The following is a 15,052-nucleotide window of genomic DNA, read 5'->3' as shown; positions in this document are numbered from 1 at the left end:
CCACGATGGCCGAACGCAGGCTTGAATCCGTGGGTAACCCGGCAGGACGCCGGGTTAGCCGCGCTGGGCCAAGGATGGCCCATCGCGGCGGCCCACGGATTCAAGCCTTCGTTCTGGCACACCGAGCATTAGCGAGGTGCCAAGTGGTGGGGCGAAGACTTTTTGGTTACTTTTGTCTGGGCCGGCATTCCGGTCTTTACAAAAGTGACCCGCCGTCAGGGCGTAACCCTAAGCCGCCGTTACCGCAGCAACGGATATGCACACCGCGCAGGCAAGCCAGCTCCCACACTGGATCAAGGGCAATCGGCAATCAGCCCTTGTGCAACTTGCTCATCAACTGCGCCTCGGCCTGGGTCAACCCACACGACTGCGTCAGCTCATCCACCGTCGCACCCATGCCGACCAATTTAGCCGCCTGGGCAAACGACAGACTCGAAGGATCACGCTGTTCAATCTGCGCCAACTTATCCGGCAACGGCCCAAGAATCGCGCGCAGTTCATGCACTTCATCCCCAACCTTCACCGCACTCTGCTGGAAGTGATCCACACGCTTGACCAAATCCAGAATCCGCCGGTCACGCACCGCATCGCGCTCGGCCTGTTGCACGGCCAACTCCCGTTGCTGGCGCATATAGCGCAGCAGGAACGCCAAGGTCCCGGCCCACAACAGGGCCAGGACAATCACCGCCGCTTCAAGAAACAATCAGATGTTCTCCAGATCCGACCATTCTTCTTCGCTCATCATCTTGTCCAGCTCAACCAGAATCAGCAATTCGCCGTTCTTGTTGCACACGCCCTGGATAAACTTGGCCGATTCTTCATTGCCCACGTTCGGCGCGGTTTCCACTTCCGACTGACGCAGGTAAACCACTTCAGCCACGCTGTCGACCATGATCCCGACCACTTGCTTGTCGGCTTCGATGATCACAATACGCGTGTTGTCGTTGACCTCGGTCGGCACCAGGCCAAAACGCTGGCGGGTGTCGATTACCGTCACCACGTTGCCGCGCAGGTTGATGATACCCAGCACGTAGCTCGGCGCACCCGGCACCGGAGCGATCTCGGTGTAGCGCAGCACTTCCTGCACGCGCATCACGTTAATGCCGTAGGTTTCATTGTCCAGTTTGAAGGTAACCCATTGCAGGATCGGATCATCCAAACCTTGTGCGGACGCTGACTTGTTCATACCCCTGACCCCTTCAGTGTGTGCTTCTTCGACCGCGCAACCGCACGGCCCTTATTGTTCAATCAACTGCGTTTGTTCTGTGGCATGGTCTTGACCGCACCGCTGGCGATCAACTCGGCCAGTTCGGCAACGTCGAGCAACGCGCACATATGTTCAATCACGGTGCCCGCCAGCCATGGCCGTTGGCCCCGGTGGCTGCGCCATTTGATTTCATTCGGGTCCAGGCGCAACGAGCGGCTGACCTGATGCACCGCCAGCCCCCACTCGTAGCCCTGCACCGAGATCACGTACTGCAAGCCTTGGCGGAAGTCATCGCGGTAGCGATCGGGCATCACCCAGCGCGCCGTGTCCAGCACCTTGAGGTTGCCGGCCTGGCTGGGCAGGATGCCGAGGAACCACTCCGGTTGCCCGAACAGCGGCGTCAACTCCTGGCCTTCCAACGAATAGATCGAACCCAGGCACACCAACGGCACCGCCAGGGTCAACCCGGCGACATCGAACAGCAGGCACTCGAACGGCTCGGCCGCCCACAACGGACGACCGTCACCGGTGGCCAGCGGCGGCGTGATGCTCGGCGGCAGGTGCACTTCGACCACCGGCTCAACCACTGCCGGCGTGACCACCACGGACACAGGCACAATCGGCACCACCACGTGGGCATCACGCGCCTGTTCTTCCAGCACCGCCAGTTGGAATTCATCCAGCGTGCTTTCAGGTTCGACTACAGCCGGTTCAAGGACCAGAATCGGCTCGGGCAACTCTTCTGCCGTCGCATCTTGCAGCAAGGCGTCCAGGTAGGACTCCAGTGCCAGTTGCGGCCGGGTCTTAAGCTCAACGGGACGGTTCATCACGCCACCTGCGCCACAAGTTGCTGGGACAGCAAATGCTTGAGTAATGCGCGGTAGGCCAGCACGCCACGGCTCTTGCCGTCGAACTGCGAAGGCGTGAGCCCGGCGCGGCTGGCGTCACGCAGGCGCGTGTCCACTGGAATGTAGCCGTTCCAGATCGTTTCTGGGTAAGCATCGCGCAACACCCGCAAGGTGCCCAGCGACGCTTGGGTGCGCCGGTCAAACAGGGTAGGCACGATGCTGTACGGCAGCGCCTGTTTGCGCGAACGGTTGATCATCGCCAAAGTGCTGACCATGCGCTCCAGGCCCTTGACCGCCAAGTGTTCGGTCTGCACCGGGATCACCAACTGCTGGCTGGCCGCCAAGGCGTTGACCATCAGCACACCCAGCAACGGCGGGCTGTCGATGATTGCGTAGTCGAAGTCCTGCCACAGTTGCGCCAGGGTCTTGGCGATCACCAGGCCCAGGCCGCTCTGCCCCGGCGACTGGCGCTCAAGGGTCGCCAGCGCGGTGCTGGACGGCAACAGCGAGATGCTCTCGTTGCTGGTGGGCAGCAGCAATTGCCCGGGCAAATCTGCCGGTACGCTGCCCTTGTGCAGGAACAGGTCGTAGCAACTGTGCTCCAGCGCATCCGGGTCATAGCCGAAATAACTGGTCATCGAGCCGTGCGGGTCCAGGTCGACCACGACCACACGCTTGCCCGCCTCGGCCAGCAAGCCGGCCAAGGCGATGGACGTGGTGGTCTTACCGACTCCACCCTTTTGATTGGCAACTGCCCAGACTCTCATTCAGTTGGTTCCTCCCGGTAGGCTAAGGCGCGACCGAGACATTACATAACATTATTGAGCCGGCGACGGAGAATTGACGGCGCTCTGACGAACCGGCGGCTTAACGGTTGGCGGTGCAGTTTGTGTGCCAGCCCGCTTCAAGGCCGCATCCGGTGTTGCGTTGGCGGTACCGGTGCCGGTCAGGCTGCGGCGCACATCCAGGTTACGGGACACCACCAGCACCACACGGCGGTTGCGCGCACGGCCTTCGGCGGTGGCGTTATTGGCCACCGGCTGGAACTCACCGTAACCCACCGACGCCAGGCGCCCAGGGTTCACGCCCTGCATCGCGAGCATGCGCACGATGCTTGAAGCCCGCGCCGAGGACAGCTCCCAGTTGGTCGGGTATTGCGCGGTGCTGATCGGGAAGTTGTCGGTAAAGCCTTCGACGTGGATCGGGTTCTCAAACGGTTTGAGAATCGTCGCCACCTTGTCGATGATGGTGAACGCCTGATCACTCGGCAACGCATCGGCGCTGGCGAACAGCAGGCTGGAATTAAGCTCGATCTCCACCCACAACTCATTGCCGCGCACGGTCATCTGGTTGGATTTGATCAGGTCGCCAAACGCCGCGCTGATGTCATCGGCGATACTTTTGAGCGGGTCGCTGGTGCCACCGATGCCGGCGGCGGTTTCGTCGCTGTCGTTGACCAGCGGCTTGGCCGGGGTCACGGTCTTGGGCCGCTCGTCGCCAATCGGGATCGGCTTGATCGAGCGGTCGGTGTCATTGAACACGCCGATCAGCGCCTGGGAAATAATCTTGTACTTGCCTTCGTTGATCGACGAGATGGAGTACATCACCACAAAAAACGCGAACAGCAAGGTGATGAAGTCGGCGTAAGACACCAGCCAGCGTTCATGGTTGACGTGTTCTTCAGGCTCGCGGCGGCGACGGCTCACAGGCAGATACCTCCCTGACGCCTATTGGCCACTTCAGTGTGGCCCGCTTTACTGGTGGCCGCTTTACTGTGGACCGTTTCATTGGTGCCCGCTTTACTGTGGACCGCTTCACTGGTGCCCGCTTTACTGTGGCCCGCTTCATTGGTGCCCGCTTTACTGTGGCCCGCTTCACTGGTGCCCGCTTTACTGTGGCCCGCTTCACTGGTGCCCGCTTTACTGTGGCGAGCGAGCTTGCTCGCGCTGGGGCGCGAAGCGGCCCCACTCCAGGCAATGCGTTTGTTCAGGCGGATTGCGGTGTATGGTTTTGGGGCTGCTTCGCAGCCCAGCGTGAGCAAGCTCACTCGCCACAACAAGCTCGCTCGACACAACAAGCTCACTGGCCACAACAAGCTCACTGGCCACAACAGGCTCACTCGCCGCATAAAGCTCACTGGCCACAGGTCAATGTGCATGGCCATCAATCCATGAAGCCCTGGAGCTTCAATTCGATGGAGCGCGGGTTCTCACCCTCGGCAATCGACAAAATACCTTCCAGCAGCATTTCGCGGTAACGCGACTGGCGCATGGCGATCGACTTGAGCTTGCTGGCCACCGGCAACAACACCAGGTTGGCACTCGCCACGCCGTAGATGGTGGCGACAAACGCCACGGCAATGCCGCTGCCCAACTGCGACGGGTCGGCCAGGTTGCCCATCACGTGGATCAGGCCCATCACCGCACCGATGATGCCGATGGTCGGCGCGTAGCCGCCCATGCTTTCAAAGACTTTGGCGGCGTTGATATCGCGGCTTTCCTGGGTGTAGAAGTCCACCTCAAGGATGCTGCGAATCGCCTCCGGCTCGGCGCCGTCGACCAGCAGTTGCAAGCCTTTGCGCGCGTAGCTGTCGGGCTCGGCATCGGCCACGCCTTCCAGGCCCAGCAGGCCTTCCTTGCGCGCGGTGAGGCTCCAGTTGACCACACGGTCGATGCCGCCGGGCAGGTCCACGCGCGGCGGGAAGATGATCCACACCAGAATCTGCATGGCGCGCTTGAACGAGCTCAGCGGCGACTGCAACAGCGCCGCGCCCACGGTGCCGCCAATCACAATCAACGCCGCCGGGCCATTGGCCAAGGCGCCAAGGTGGCCGCCTTCGAGGTAGTTGCCGCCGATAATCGCGACAAACGCCATGGTGATGCCAATCAGGCTCAAGACATCCATCAGAGGCAGGCCTCCACCAGATGTTTACCGATGTCGTCCAGGCTATAAACGGCGTCGGCCAGGTCCGCCTTGACGATGGCCATGGGCATGCCATAGATCACGCAGCTGGCCTCATCCTGCGCCCAGATCGCGCTGCCGCCCTGCTTGAGCAGGCGTGCGCCTTCACGGCCGTCGGCGCCCATGCCGGTGAGTACCACCGCCAGAACTTTGTCGCCGTAGGACTTGGCTGCCGAACCGAAGGTGATATCCACGCACGGCTTGTAGTTCAGGCGCTCATCGCCCGGCAGGATTTTGATCGCGCCACGGCCATCGACCATCATTTGCTTGCCGCCCGGTGCCAGCAGCGCCAGGCCAGGGCGCAGGATGTCACCATCCTCGGCTTCCTTGACGCTGATGCGGCACAGCTTGTCCAGGCGCTCGGCGAAGGCCTTGGTAAAGGCGGCGGGCATGTGCTGGATCAACACGATCGGCGCCGGGAAGTTGGCCGGCAGTTGGGTCAACACCCGTTGTAAGGCCACCGGGCCGCCGGTGGACGTGCCAATGGCCACCAGCTTGTAGGCTTTGCGCTTGGGTGCAGGCGAATGCGCGCTCGGGGCCGGGGCGCGCGCCGGCGCCACCGCAGGCCGGGCTATGGGTGCCGGTGCCGGGCGCGCAAACGTCGAGGTGCTCGGCGTCGGCGCGGCAGCCGGCGCGGGCGCCGGCGCACTGAACAGGCTGCGACGGTTACTGCGTGAAATGCTGTGCACCTTCTCGCACAGCATCTGCTTGACCTTGTCGGGGTTGCGCGAGATGTCTTCGAAATTCTTCGGCAGGAAGTCCACCGCACCCGCGTCCAGCGCATCCAGGGTCACCCGGGCGCCTTCGTGGGTCAGCGAGGAGAACATCAACACCGGGGTCGGGCAGCGCTGCATGATGTGCCGGACTGCGGTGATGCCATCCATCATCGGCATCTCGTAGTCCATGGTGATCACGTCCGGTTTCAACGCAATGGCTTGATCAATCGCCTCTTTGCCGTTGGTGGCCGTACCGACCACCTGGATGGTTGGATCGGCGGAAAGAATTTCCGAGACGCGGCGGCGGAAGAAACCCGAATCGTCCACCACCAGGACCTTGACTGCCATAAACACTCCGTTAGGCGGGGCGGGCACTACCGCCCTACCCCACCAGAATCAAATACGCCGAGCGGCGTAACGCTTGAGCATGCTCGGAACATCAAGAATCAGCGCGATCCGACCGTCACCGGTTATGGTCGCACCCGACATGCCTGGGGTTCCCTGCAGCATTTTGCCCAAAGGCTTGATGACCACTTCTTCCTGGCCCACCAGTTGATCGACCACAAAGCCGATGCGCTGGGTGCCCACGGACAGAATCACCACATGGCCTTCGCGCTGCTCTTCATGCTTGGCCGAAGCCACCAGCCAGCGCTTGAGGTAGAACAGTGGCAACGCCTTGTCGCGCACGATCACCACTTCCTGGCCGTCCACCACGTTGGTGCGCGACAGGTCGAGGTGGAAGATCTCGTTGACGTTGACCAGCGGGAAGGCGAACGCCTGGTTGCCCAGCATCACCATCAGGGTCGGCATGATCGCCAAGGTCAACGGCACCTTGATCACGATCTTGGAGCCTTGGCCCTTGGTCGAGTAGATGTTGATCGAGCCGTTGAGCTGGCTGATCTTGGTTTTCACCACGTCCATGCCCACGCCACGGCCGGACACATCGGAGATCTCGGTCTTGGTCGAGAAGCCCGGGGCGAAGATCAGGTTGTAGCACTCGGTGTCGGTCAGGCGGTCGGCAGCATCCTTGTCCATCACGCCACGCTTGACCGCGATATTACGCAGAATCGCCGGGTCCATGCCTTTGCCGTCATCGGTGATCGACAGCAGGATATGGTCGCCTTCCTGTTCGGCCGCCAGAATCACCTTGCCGTTGCGCGACTTGCCCGAGGCTTCGCGTTCTTCCGGGGTTTCGACGCCGTGGTCGACGGCGTTGCGCACCAAGTGGACCAGCGGGTCGGCCAGGGCCTCGACAAGATTTTTGTCGAGGTCGGTTTCTTCACCCACCAGTTCCAGGTTGATTTCTTTCTTGAGCTGGCGCGCCAGGTCGCGAACCAGGCGCGGGAAGCGGCCGAAGACTTTCTTGATCGGCTGCATGCGCGTTTTCATCACGGCGGTCTGCAAGTCGGCGGTAACCACGTCGAGGTTCGACACGGCCTTTTGCATGGCTTCGTCGCCGCTGTTCAGGCCCAGGCGCACCAGGCGGTTACGCACCAGCACCAGTTCGCCGACCATGTTCATGATGTCGTCCAGGCGCGCGGTATCAACCCGCACGGTGGTTTCGGCTTCACTCGCAGGTTTTTCCGCTACCGGCGCCGCTGCGGCACGCGCAGGTGCGGCCGCTGGTGCCGGTGCGGGCTTGGCAGCCACAGGCGCGGCGGCTTTGGCCGGCGCAGGTTTGGCGGCCACTGGCATGGCAGTCGCCACGGCGGCCGGGGCCACTTCGGAGAACTTGCCTTTGCCGTGCAACTCGTCCAGCAGCGCTTCGAATTCGTGATCGGAGATCAGGCCGTCAGCGCCAGGCTCAACGCTGGCAGGCGCGGCGCTGGCAGCCGGTGCGGCCGCGATGGCGGCGACTTCCGGCAAGGCTTCGGCGGCAAACGTGCCCTTGCCATGCAGTTGGTCGAGCAGCGCTTCGAATTCGTCGTCGGTAATGTCGGTGCTTGTAGAGGTGGCAGACGCAGCAGGCGCTGCCGGTTCAGCGGCAGCTGCCACGGCGTCCGGCGCAAACTGGCCTTTACCGTGCAACTGGTCGAGCAGGGATTCAAATTCTGCGTCGGTAATGTCTTCGCTGGTCGGCACGGCAGGCGCAGTCGCCGCTTTCGGTGCTTCAGCTTCGGCCTTCACCGCGCTGAGGGAGTTGAGCAGCTGTTCGAACTCGCTGTCGGTCACATCCGGCTCGGCTTCAACCACCGGCTCAGGCGCGGCTACCGGCGCAACTGCGGTATCAGCAGGTTCGGCCAGACGTGCCAGCGCAGCCAGCAGTTCCGGCGTGGCAGCCGTGATCGGCGCACGTTCGCGCACCTCACTGAACATGCCGTTGACCGCATCCAATGCCTCGAGAATCACGTCCATCAGTTCCGAGTCGACGTGGCGCTCACCCTTGCGCAGGATGTCGAACACGTTCTCGGCGATGTGACAGCACTCCACCAGCTCATGGAGCTGGAGGAAGCCGGCGCCCCCTTTTACAGTGTGAAAACCGCGAAAAATTGCATTGAGCAGGTTCGCATCATCCGGTCGGCTTTCCAGCTCGACCAGTTGTTCGGACAGTTGCTCTAAAATTTCGCCGGCCTCTACAAGGAAATCCTGAAGGATTTCTTCATCGGCGCCGAAGCTCATGTGGGTGCTCCTTAGAAGCCTAAACTGGACAGCAAATCGTCTACGTCATCTTGACCGGATACGACGTCTTCACGTTTATCGGCATGAATCTGCGGACCTTCACCCTTGGCGAGATGTTTTTGTGGATCTTTTTCCGAGAGGATCGCTGCGCGGTCATGTTCGATGCCGGCAAAACGGTCGACCTGGCCGGCCATGAGCACCAATTTGAGCAAGTTGCTTTCCACTTCGGTGACCAGTTGGGTCACGCGCTTGATCACTTGACCGGTGAGGTCCTGGTAATCCTGGGCCAGCAGAATGTCATTGAGGTTGCTGGCCACCGTGCGGTTTTCCTGTTCGCTGCGCGACAGAAAAGCGTCGACCCGACGCGCCAATTCACGAAACTCCTCAGCCCCCACTTCGCGGCGCATGAAGCGGCCCCAGTCAACGCTGAGCGCCTGAGCTTCGGTGACCATGCCATTAACCAACGGCGTGGCGTTTTCCACCAGGTCCATGGTGCGGTTGGCCGCCGCCTCAGTCAGCCTGACCACATAGGACAGGCGTTCGGTGGCATCAGTGATCTGCGAAATTTCTTCGGCCTGGGGCATGTGCGGGTCAATCTGGAAATTGACGATTGCACTGTGCAGCTCGCGTGTGAGCTTGCCCACTTCCTGATACAGGCCGCGGTCACGGGTCTGGTTAAGCTCATGGATCAACTGCACCGCGTCGCCGAACTGGCCTTTTTCAAGGCTTTCGACCAACTGGTGAGCATGCTTTTTCAGGGTCGACTCAAAGTCTCCCTGTGACGTTTCGTTATGCTCCATAGCTCCCCCGTGGTGACATCAGCCGTGGATGCGTTCAAAGATCTTTTCGATCTTCTCTTTCAAGGCCAACGCCGTGAATGGCTTGACCACGTAACCGTTAACCCCGGCTTGGGCGGCTTCGATGATCTGTTCACGCTTGGCTTCGGCGGTCACCATCAACACAGGCAAGCTGCGCAGTTTTTCATCGGCGCGCACGTGACGCAGCAAGTCGATACCGGTCATGCCCGGCATGTTCCAGTCGGTTACCAGAAAGTCGATGCTCCCGCTGTTGAGGATCGGAATCGCCGTCAGGCCGTCATCCGCCTCGACCGTGTTGGTGAACCCAAGGTCACGCAACAGGTTTTTTATGATCCGCCGCATCGTTGAGAAGTCATCAACGATGAGGATTTTCATGTTCTTGTCCAATTCGACCTCCAAGCAGTCTTAAACGCGCCCAGCACCTGGACGCGCCATTTCAATCAACAGGCGTTACACAAAAAGGACTGCCCAGGGCACCACGGCACGAACCCGCAAAAGCATGCAGCCTTTGCGGTAGCGTCTGCAGTGTCCCCACACTGCCTGTCAGCGCGCGCGCCACTCTCCCAATCGCCCCCGCAAGCGGGCGGCGCACTGGCTATGCAGCTGGCTGACACGCGATTCGCTGACCCCCAGGACCTCACCGATTTCCTTGAGGTTCAGCTCTTCGTCGTAGTACAGCGCCAACACCAGTCGCTCACGCTCCGGCAAATTGGCAATCGCTTCCGCCAACGCGCCCTGGAAACGTTCGTCTTCCAGGTCGCGTGACGGTTCCAGATGTGCACTCGCGCCGTCCTCGTGCAGCCCTTCGTGTTCGCCGTCCTGCAAAAGGTCGTCGAAACTGAACAGGCGGCTGCCCAAGGTATCGTTCAAAATCCCGTAGTAATCGTCGAGACTCAATTGGAGTTCGGCCGCAACTTCGTGATCTTTAGCGTCACGACCGGTTTTTGCTTCAATTGCACGAATTGCGTCACTGACCATGCGCGTATTGCGGTGTACCGAACGCGGCGCCCAATCACCTTTACGCACTTCATCGAGCATCGCACCACGTATGCGAATACCCGCATACGTCTCGAAACTCGCGCCCTTGCTCGCGTCGTATTTGGTCGACACTTCGAGCAGGCCGATCATGCCGGCCTGGATCAAGTCCTCAACCTGCACACTGGCAGGCAGGCGTGCCAGCAAGTGATAGGCAATGCGCTTGACCAAGGGCGCATAGCGCTCGATCAGTTCGCCCTGGCTGTCACGTGCCGACTTTTTGTAAAGGTTGTAGCCGCTGGATGTCATAGCACAGGTCCCGCGCTCGTCTGATGCACCAATCGCTCGACGAAAAACTCCAGATGCCCCCGCGGGTTGGCAGGCAACGGCCAAGTATCGACCTTCTGGGCAATAGCCTTGAACGCCAATGCGCACTTCGAACGAGGGAACGCTTCGTAGACTGCACGCTGCTTTTGCACAGCCTTGCGCACACACTCGTCATAGGGAACTGCGCCCACGTATTGTAAGGCGACATCGAGGAAGCGATCCGTGACCTTGGTCAACTTGGCGAACAGATTCCGCCCTTCCTGCGGGCTTTGGGCCATGTTGGCCAGCACGCGGAAGCGGTTCATGCCGTAGTCACGGTTAAGCAGTTTGATCAGGGCGTAGGCGTCGGTGATCGAGGTGGGTTCGTCGCACACCACCAGCAGCACTTCCTGGGCGGCGCGCACGAAGCTGACCACCGACTCGCCGATCCCGGCGGCGGTGTCGATCACCAGCACGTCGAGGTTGTCGCCGATGTCGCTGAACGCCTGGATCAGGCCGGCATGCTGCGCCGGGCTCAGGTGCACCATGCTCTGGGTGCCCGAGGCGGCCGGCACGATGCGAATGCCACCGGGGCCTTGCAGCAGCACATCGCGCAGCTCACAACGGCCTTCGATCACATCGGCCAGGGTGTGTTTGGGTGTCAGCCCCAGCAGAACGTCCACGTTCGCCAGGCCCAGGTCAGCATCCAGCAGCATGACGCGACGGCCAAGCTCTGCCAGGGCCAGGGACAAATTCACTGACACGTTAGTTTTCCCGACGCCACCTTTGCCGCCGGTCACCGCGATCACCTGTACGGGATGCATGCTGCCCATTTTATTTCTTTACCTTGTCTTGCTTAGACGCAGGCTACATGGCTTGGCCGCGTGAATCGCTTGCAGACCATCGATGTAGATACATTTCACGGTGTTCATCCTGCCTCACCCCACCCGCTTAGCCGGGTTGTGGTAAAGGTCGGCGAACATATCGGCCATCGCTTCCTCGCTAGGCTCTTCTTGCATTTGCACGCTGACAGCACGGCTGACCAACTGATGACGGCGCGGCAGATGTAAATCATCCGGGATCCGCGGCCCGTCGGTCAGGTAGGCAACCGGTAACTCATGACTGATCGCCAGGCTCAACACCTCGCCCAGGCTCGCGGTTTCGTCGAGCTTGGTGAGGATGCAACCGGCCAGGCCGCAGCGCTTGTAGCTGTGGTAGGCAGCGGTAAGAACCTGTTTCTGGCTGGTGGTTGCAAGCACCAGGTAATTTTTTGACTTGATGCCACGCCCGGCCAGGCTTTCAAGCTGCATGCGCAGTGCCGGATCGCTGGCTTGCAGGCCGGCCGTGTCAATCAACACCACGCGCTTGCGCAGCAGTGGGTCGAGCGCATTGGCCAGGGACTGGCCCGGGTCGACGTGGGTCACGGTCACATTGAGGATGCGGCCCAGGGTCTTGAGCTGCTCCTGGGCGCCGATGCGATAGCTGTCCATGCTCACCAGCGCGATGTTCTGCGCGCCGTACTTGAGCACATAACGGGCGGCCAGCTTGGCCAGGGTGGTGGTCTTGCCCATGCCGGCGGGGCCGACCATGGCAATCACACCGCCCTCTTCCAGCGGTTCGATTTCCGGCGTGGCGATCATGCGCGCCAGGTGCGCCAGCAACATGCGCCAGGCCTGGCGTGGTTCTTCGACTTCGGCCGTCAGTGCAAGCAAATCGCGCGACAGCGGGCCGGACAGGCCGATGCGTTGCAGGCGACGCCACAGGTTGGCCTGCTGCGGCTTGCTGCCTTGCAGCTGCGTCCACGCCAACGAGCCCAGCTGCACTTCGAGCAGCTCACGCAGGCCATTGAGTTCAAAACGCATCGAGTCGAGCGCGCGCTGGTCGACCGCGGCGGCCGGGGCTGGCGCTGCTGGACGTGGTGGTTCTTTGAAGGTCGGTTCTACCAACGGCTCGGCGGCGGTCAAAGGCAGGCCGGCGAACAGTTGGCGATTGGTGCTGGCATCGCTGTCGCCACGCATGCTCAATTCAGCCTGGGCCGAAACAATGCGCGAGGCGGTCTTGCGCAGCTCGTCTTCGAGTTCCATGTTCGGCACACGCGGCGCCAGCGCCGAGGGGGTGTAATCCAGGGCAGCCGTCAGCTCGACACCGCCGGCAATGCGACGGTTTCCAATAATCGCGGCATCGGCGCCCAGCTCATCACGTACCAGTTTCATGGCCTGACGCATATCGGCGGCGAAAAAACGCTTAACTTGCATAACCCACTACCTCAGCCGTTGGGCCCTACTGTCGCGACGATAGTCACTTGCTTGTTGTCAGGAATTTCCTGATAAGCCAAAACGTGCAAATTCGGTACTGCCAGGCGCCCAAACCGCGACAACATCGCTCGAACCGGGCCCGCCACCAGCAGAATCACCGGGTGGCCCGCCATTTCCTGACGCTGTGCGGCTTCGATCAACGAACGCTGCAGTTTCTCAGCCATGCTTGGCTCCAGCAGAACGCCCTCTTCCTGGCCAAGCCCTGCCTTCTGAATACTATTGAGCAATATTTGTTCCAACCTTGGTTCCAAGGTGATCACAGGCAGCTCAGACTCAATGCCTACAATGCTTTGCACGATGGCGCGGGACAAGCCGACACGCACCGCAGCCACCAAAGCGGCAGTATCTTGACTCTTGGCGGCATTGTTGGCGATGGCCTCGGCAATGCTGCGAATGTCGCGCACCGGCACCTGTTCGGCGAGCAAGGCTTGCAGCACCTTGAGTAATTGCGACAGCGACAGCACGCCGGGCACCAGTTCTTCGGCCAGTTTTGGCGAGGCTTTGGCCAGCAAACCCATTAATTGCTGGACTTCCTCGTGGCCGATCAGCTCGTGGGAGTGCTTGTAGAGGATCTGGTTGAGGTGGGTGGCGACCACGGTGCTGGCGTCCACCACGGTGTAACCCAGCGATTGTGCCTGGCTGCGCTGGCTGACCTCGATCCACACCGCCTCCAGGCCAAAAGCCGGATCTTTGGCGGTAATGCCGTTAAGGGTGCCGAACACTTGGCCGGGGTTGATCGCCAGTTCGCGGTCCGGGTAAATCTCGGCTTCGGCCAGGATCACGCCCATCAGGGTCAGGCGGTAGGCGCTGGGGGCCAGGTCGAGGTTGTCGCGAATGTGTACGGTGGGCATCAAGAAGCCCAGGTCCTGGGACAGCTTCTTGCGCACGCCCTTGATCCGCGCCAGCAATTGGCCGCCCTGGTTGCGGTCCACCAGCGGAATCAGGCGGTAGCCGACTTCCAGGCCGATCATGTCGATCGGGGTGACGTCATCCCAGCCCAGCTCCTTGGTTTCCTGGGCGCGGGCCGGGGATGGCAGCAAGTCTTGCTGGCGGGCGATTTCCTGCTGGGCCTGGACCTTGACCGCATTTTGCTTGCGCCAGAACAGGTAGGCACCACCGGCGGCCATGGCCGCCATGCTCAGGAACGACACGTGCGGCATGCCCGGCACGATGCCCATGATCGCCATGATACCGGCGGCCACGGCCAGCGCCTTGGGCGAGGCGAACATCTGGCGGCTGATCTGCTTGCCCATGTCTTCGGAGCCCGAAGCACGGGTAACCATGATGGCCGCTGCTGTGGATAACAACAGTGATGGCAATTGCGCCACTAAACCGTCACCGATGGTCAGCAAGGCGTAGACCTTGCCCGCATCGCCAAAGGTCATGCCGTGCTGGAAGATCCCGACCGCCATGCCGCCGATCAGGTTGATAAACAGGATCAACAGGCCGGCGATGGCGTCACCGCGCACGAATTTACTCGCGCCGTCCATGGAGCCATAAAATTCGGCTTCCTGGGCGACTTCCAGGCGGCGGGATTTGGCTTGGTTCTGGTCGATCAGGCCGGCGTTGAGGTCGGCGTCGATCGCCATTTGCTTGCCGGGCATGGCGTCGAGGGTAAACCGCGCGCTCACCTCGGAAATCCGCCCGGCGCCCTTGGTCACCACCACGAAGTTGATGATCATCAAAATCGCGAACACCACGATACCGACCACGTAGTTACCGCCGATCACCACCTCACCGAAGGCCTGGATCACCTTACCGGCGGCGGCGTGGCCGTCCTGGCCGTGGAGCATCACCACCCGCGTAGACGCCACGTTCAGCGCCAGGCGCAGCAGGGTCGCAATCAGCAAAATGGTCGGGAATACCGCGAAATCCAGCGGCCGCAGGGCATACACGCAGACCAGCAGCACCACCACCGACAGCGCAATGTTGAAGGTGAAAAACACGTCGAGCAGGAACGGCGGCATCGGCAACATCATCATTGCCAGCATCACCAGCAACAACAACGGCACACCCAGGTTGCCCCGCGACAAATCAGTCAGGGTGCCACGGGCCGTGTTGAGCATTTGAGAGCGATCTACCACCGGTATTCCTCGTGTTCCTTGAAGCAAAGTTTTGACGCTGGAAGGCGTCCTGGAGGCGGTGTTGCAAGAAGCCTTCCAACTTTTGCTTTGAGGCTTCGATGGCCTCACAAACAACCGAGTCTGGCGAGTGTAAAGCGATTCAACTGTGGGAGCGGGCTTGCTCGCGAAGGCGGTGGTTCAGTTAGAAGAGTTTTGGCTGACAC

At 61.1% G+C, this 15,052-nt stretch carries 15 protein-coding genes; 1 reads left to right on the top strand and 14 read right to left on the bottom strand.

What is annotated here, in order from left to right; genetic code table 11:
- Nucleotides 1–310: 310 nt before the first annotated feature.
- The 5 genes from ACTD9P_RS26875 to motD all read right to left on the bottom strand — a co-directional run bounded on the left by ACTD9P_RS26875 (nt 311) and on the right by motD (nt 3,761).
- Nucleotides 311–703: a DUF2802 domain-containing protein gene (locus ACTD9P_RS26875; RefSeq protein ID WP_438870047.1), complete on the bottom strand. Its 393-nt coding sequence runs from the start codon at nt 701–703 to the stop codon at nt 311–313.
- Nucleotides 704–1,186, bottom strand: coding sequence for a chemotaxis protein CheW (locus ACTD9P_RS26870; RefSeq protein ID WP_056861068.1), 483 nt, complete (start codon nt 1,184–1,186; stop codon nt 704–706).
- A 62-nt stretch (nt 1,187–1,248) separates the two neighbouring features.
- Nucleotides 1,249–2,034, bottom strand: coding sequence for a CheW domain-containing protein (locus tag ACTD9P_RS26865; RefSeq protein ID WP_438870046.1), 786 nt, complete (start codon nt 2,032–2,034; stop codon nt 1,249–1,251).
- Nucleotides 2,034–2,822, bottom strand: a complete 789-nt coding sequence (locus ACTD9P_RS26860; protein ID WP_065911550.1) for a ParA family protein — start codon at nt 2,820–2,822, stop codon at nt 2,034–2,036. Before ACTD9P_RS26860 ends, ACTD9P_RS26865 begins: the two co-directional genes overlap by 1 nt.
- 51 nt (nt 2,823–2,873) lie before the next feature.
- The gene (gene motD, locus ACTD9P_RS26855; RefSeq protein ID WP_438870045.1) at nt 2,874–3,761 is read right to left on the bottom strand and encodes a flagellar motor protein MotD; all 888 of its coding nucleotides are present in this window, start codon (nt 3,759–3,761) and stop codon (nt 2,874–2,876) included.
- A 38-nt stretch (nt 3,762–3,799) separates the two neighbouring features.
- Here motD and ACTD9P_RS26850 point away from each other — a divergent pair, with 38 nt between their 5' ends.
- Nucleotides 3,800–4,312 (top strand): pentapeptide repeat-containing protein, encoded by a 513-nt coding sequence (locus tag ACTD9P_RS26850; protein WP_438870044.1) that lies wholly within the window; start codon nt 3,800–3,802, stop codon nt 4,310–4,312.
- On the opposite strand, the gene ACTD9P_RS26845 is transcribed toward ACTD9P_RS26850, so the two are convergent.
- The 9 genes from ACTD9P_RS26845 to flhA form a co-directional block, all read right to left on the bottom strand.
- Entirely contained in the window at nt 4,219–4,959 is a 741-nt protein-coding gene (locus ACTD9P_RS26845; RefSeq protein ID WP_005790033.1) for a flagellar motor protein, read from the bottom strand. The two genes, ACTD9P_RS26850 and ACTD9P_RS26845, sit on opposite strands and share 94 nt — an antisense overlap.
- Nucleotides 4,959–6,080, bottom strand: coding sequence for a protein-glutamate methylesterase/protein-glutamine glutaminase (locus ACTD9P_RS26840; protein WP_438870043.1), 1,122 nt, complete (start codon nt 6,078–6,080; stop codon nt 4,959–4,961). Before ACTD9P_RS26840 ends, ACTD9P_RS26845 begins: the two co-directional genes overlap by 1 nt.
- A gap of 48 nt (nt 6,081–6,128) precedes the next feature.
- Nucleotides 6,129–8,351 (bottom strand): chemotaxis protein CheA, encoded by a 2,223-nt coding sequence (locus tag ACTD9P_RS26835; RefSeq protein ID WP_438870042.1) that lies wholly within the window; start codon nt 8,349–8,351, stop codon nt 6,129–6,131.
- Nucleotides 8,352–8,362: 11 nt separating this feature from the next.
- Nucleotides 8,363–9,151, bottom strand: coding sequence for a protein phosphatase CheZ (locus ACTD9P_RS26830; protein WP_438870041.1), 789 nt, complete (start codon nt 9,149–9,151; stop codon nt 8,363–8,365).
- A gap of 18 nt (nt 9,152–9,169) precedes the next feature.
- The gene (locus tag ACTD9P_RS26825; protein WP_003192908.1) at nt 9,170–9,544 is read right to left on the bottom strand and encodes a chemotaxis response regulator CheY; all 375 of its coding nucleotides are present in this window, start codon (nt 9,542–9,544) and stop codon (nt 9,170–9,172) included.
- Nucleotides 9,545–9,712: 168 nt separating this feature from the next.
- Nucleotides 9,713–10,453: an RNA polymerase sigma factor FliA gene (fliA, locus tag ACTD9P_RS26820; protein ID WP_016973417.1), complete on the bottom strand. Its 741-nt coding sequence runs from the start codon at nt 10,451–10,453 to the stop codon at nt 9,713–9,715.
- Entirely contained in the window at nt 10,450–11,283 is an 834-nt protein-coding gene (gene fleN / locus ACTD9P_RS26815; protein ID WP_003192912.1) for a flagellar synthesis regulator FleN, read from the bottom strand. Before fleN ends, fliA begins: the two co-directional genes overlap by 4 nt.
- 105 nt (nt 11,284–11,388) lie before the next feature.
- The gene (gene flhF, locus ACTD9P_RS26810) at nt 11,389–12,705 is read right to left on the bottom strand and encodes a flagellar biosynthesis GTPase FlhF (RefSeq protein ID WP_138814496.1); all 1,317 of its coding nucleotides are present in this window, start codon (nt 12,703–12,705) and stop codon (nt 11,389–11,391) included.
- An 11-nt stretch (nt 12,706–12,716) separates the two neighbouring features.
- The gene (gene flhA, locus ACTD9P_RS26805; RefSeq protein WP_056861060.1) at nt 12,717–14,831 is read right to left on the bottom strand and encodes a flagellar biosynthesis protein FlhA; all 2,115 of its coding nucleotides are present in this window, start codon (nt 14,829–14,831) and stop codon (nt 12,717–12,719) included.
- Nucleotides 14,832–15,052: the final 221 nt, after the last annotated feature.

Source organism: Pseudomonas onubensis, from assembly GCF_965653655.1.
Classification (GTDB): domain Bacteria; phylum Pseudomonadota; class Gammaproteobacteria; order Pseudomonadales; family Pseudomonadaceae; genus Aquipseudomonas.
The sequence above is the reverse complement of the archived record's forward strand: the minus strand, read 5'-3'. Positions and strand labels throughout refer to the sequence as shown.

Excerpts from the sequence above, each read along its gene's own strand:
- ACTD9P_RS26870 (WP_056861068.1), bottom strand. The coding sequence starts at position 1,186 with ATGAACAAGTCAGCGTCCGCACAAGGTTTGGATGATCCGATCCTGCAA.
- ACTD9P_RS26865 (WP_438870046.1), bottom strand. The coding sequence starts at position 2,034 with ATGAACCGTCCCGTTGAGCTTAAGACCCGGCCGCAACTGGCACTGGAG.
- ACTD9P_RS26860 (WP_065911550.1), bottom strand. The coding sequence starts at position 2,822 with ATGAGAGTCTGGGCAGTTGCCAATCAAAAGGGTGGAGTCGGTAAGACC.
- ACTD9P_RS26845 (WP_005790033.1), bottom strand. The coding sequence starts at position 4,959 with ATGGATGTCTTGAGCCTGATTGGCATCACCATGGCGTTTGTCGCGATT.
- ACTD9P_RS26840 (WP_438870043.1), bottom strand. The coding sequence starts at position 6,080 with ATGGCAGTCAAGGTCCTGGTGGTGGACGATTCGGGTTTCTTCCGCCGC.
- ACTD9P_RS26835 (WP_438870042.1), bottom strand. The coding sequence starts at position 8,351 with ATGAGCTTCGGCGCCGATGAAGAAATCCTTCAGGATTTCCTTGTAGAG.
- ACTD9P_RS26830 (WP_438870041.1), bottom strand. The coding sequence starts at position 9,151 with ATGGAGCATAACGAAACGTCACAGGGAGACTTTGAGTCGACCCTGAAA.
- ACTD9P_RS26825 (WP_003192908.1), bottom strand. The coding sequence starts at position 9,544 with ATGAAAATCCTCATCGTTGATGACTTCTCAACGATGCGGCGGATCATA.
- fliA (WP_016973417.1), bottom strand. The coding sequence starts at position 10,453 with ATGACATCCAGCGGCTACAACCTTTACAAAAAGTCGGCACGTGACAGC.
- fleN (WP_003192912.1), bottom strand. The coding sequence starts at position 11,283 with ATGGGCAGCATGCATCCCGTACAGGTGATCGCGGTGACCGGCGGCAAA.
- flhF (WP_138814496.1), bottom strand. The coding sequence starts at position 12,705 with ATGCAAGTTAAGCGTTTTTTCGCCGCCGATATGCGTCAGGCCATGAAA.
- flhA (WP_056861060.1), bottom strand. The coding sequence starts at position 14,831 with ATGCTCAACACGGCCCGTGGCACCCTGACTGATTTGTCGCGGGGCAAC.